This window comes from uncultured Streptococcus sp., from assembly GCF_938036805.1.
In the GTDB taxonomy this organism is placed as follows: Bacteria; Bacillota; Bacilli; order Lactobacillales; family Streptococcaceae; genus Streptococcus.
Genome location: NZ_CALHWC010000039.1, coordinates 1 through 2,226, shown reverse-complemented (window position 1 = coordinate 2,226; position 2,226 = coordinate 1). Strand labels below are relative to the sequence as shown.

2 protein-coding genes and 1 pseudogene are annotated in these 2,226 nt (G+C 45.2%); 1 reads left to right on the top strand and 2 read right to left on the bottom strand.

Annotated elements, in window-relative coordinates:
• A pseudogene (locus Q0191_RS01770) lies at positions 1–879 on the bottom strand (peptide ABC transporter permease); the annotation flags it as partial.
• A gap of 1 nt (position 880) precedes the next feature.
• Positions 881–1,582: an ABC transporter ATP-binding protein gene (locus tag Q0191_RS01765; protein ID WP_297663272.1), complete on the bottom strand. Its 702-nt coding sequence runs from the start codon at positions 1,580–1,582 to the stop codon at positions 881–883.
• Positions 1,583–1,723: 141 nt separating this feature from the next.
• On the opposite strand from Q0191_RS01765, the gene Q0191_RS01760 reads away from it, so the two are divergent.
• A partial coding sequence (locus Q0191_RS01760) for a TetR/AcrR family transcriptional regulator (RefSeq protein ID WP_297663270.1) occupies positions 1,724–2,226 on the top strand: 503 nt, incomplete at its 3' end.

The window sequence follows — 2,226 nt, the reverse complement described above, 5'->3', positions numbered from 1 at the left end:
TGCCGCTAGCTGGTTTTTTTGCTGGTCCAGCTGACTCTGAGCTTGCTCTAATTGTTTTTTCCCTTGGGCCAGTTCGCTCTCAGCCTGAGCAATCTTATCTTGCCCCTTCTGAATGGTGCTTTTGGCATCTGCCTTTAATCGCTTAAAGCGAGCTGCTCCGTTATCTTCCAGGCTCTTGTCCAAAGCAGTCTGGTGCTGCTCCAAACGCTCCTGATAGCTTTCAGAAAAGGGAGCCAGCTTTTCTAAATCATGATAGCGCAGGCGGGCAATACTGTAAACATCTGTATCAAAGGCCTTGGTGCTGACTACAGCATAGGCTGATAAAGCCCCGCTTCCACTAGTCGCATTGCCCAGATTTCTATCAGACCAGAGCTCTGCCGAGTTGACAAATCCCACAATCTTATAGGTCTTGTTTTTCAGAACTGACCGGCTGCCGGCTTTCTCGGTCAGATCAATCTCCTGACCAAGCTTATATTTCTTAGACCAAAAGCTAGCCAGGGCAATTTCTTGCTCTTTCTTGGGAAGACGACCAGAGGTCACTTGAAAGTTTGAAATATCCTTGGTATCTGAGAATACTCGGAGGGCCTCCTCGTCCATGGTGACATCTGTCAGATAGCCAAACTCGACATCAGCTCCCTTGATAGCTTCCAGCTCTTTCTGATCCTCCGCATCCAAACCATAGTCTGCCATAACAGCCAAGTCCATGGTTCGCTGCTCTTTCAAGTAATCTGTTGCTGCTCTGCGCATATTGGGTGGAGCGACCTTTAGCCCCACAAGAGCTAAAGAGCCCAGCATCATGAGGATTAAAATAGATAGGAAACGGCCTTTAGAGCTAGTGAAGGAGCGCAGAATATCTTTCCAATAAATCTTTCTCTTCATATCAATACTCCAATGTACTTATATCCTGCGGCTCTTCATTGACTGTAACACTCTTGACTCTCGCATCGTGCATGCGGATAACCCGGTCAGCAATGGGAGCCAAGGCAGCATTGTGGGTCACGATAATAACTGTCGCTCCTTGATTGCGGGACATATCCTGTAAGATTTGCAGCACTTGCTTACCAGTATTGTAGTCCAAAGCTCCTGTCGGCTCATCACAGAGCAAAATCTTGGGATTCTTGGCCACAGCCCGAGCGATAGACACCCGCTGCTGCTCCCCACCTGATAGCTGGGCTGGAAAGTTATTGAGGCGCTTTTCCAGACCCACTGCTATCAGTGCTGCCACTGGATCTTGAGCATCCTTGACGATTTCAGAAGCCAATTCGACATTTTCCTTGGCCGTCAGGTTGGGCACCAAATTGTAAAACTGAAAGACGAAGCCCACATCATTGCGACGATAGTCCGTCAGCTGGTGGGAATTGTAGTCAGCAATATTCTGGCCGTCTATCAGGATGTCTCCCTCATCATTGGTATCCATACCTCCGAGGATATTGAGCACTGTTGACTTACCGGCACCAGAAGCACCCAGGATAATGACCAGTTCCCCCTTTTCAATCTCAAAAGAAATATCATGATTGGCAACAATTTCCGTGTCACCTACCTGATAACGTTTAAAGCTATGTTTCATTTCAATATAAGCCATATCGCTTCTCTCCTTTTCAAACCCCATCTCCTTAAATCGACAAGGTGTTGATTCTAAATCACAGATATTATATAATGAGCTTAGACAAAAAGCAATAATCAAAAATCAACAAAGTGTTGATTTAAGTAAAAAGGAAGAAAAATGGTCCAGAAACGGAAAACTAGTACCAAGGAAGACATCAAAGAAGCCTTGATTCAGCTACTATCAGAGGAAAGGTTTGATACTATCTCCATCAGCAAGCTCTGCAAACGAGCAGGGATTAATCGCGGCACCTTCTACCTCCACTACCAAGATAAATATCAGATGATTGATAGCCTCAAAAGCGACATCATTTCTCAACTTTATAGTTATAGTCTTTTTGAAGAAGAAGGCGAATATTCCAAACGGTTCATGATAGCCAAATTTCATATACTGCGTGCTAATGAACGTCTGATCAATGCCCTGACTAGAAGCCATTATATTGACTTTCGCGGAGCTATTCGGGAATTCATAACCAGTATCATTCTGAGCGACAAGCAAGAAGCTGCTACCCAGCGTTTTTTAGAGGAGAACTTTCATATCCCTCAGAAATACGCCTTGGAAATCTTCCTATCCAGTGTTGAGGGGATTATTTCTCTTTGGATAGCCGGCGGAGCTCAAGAAGA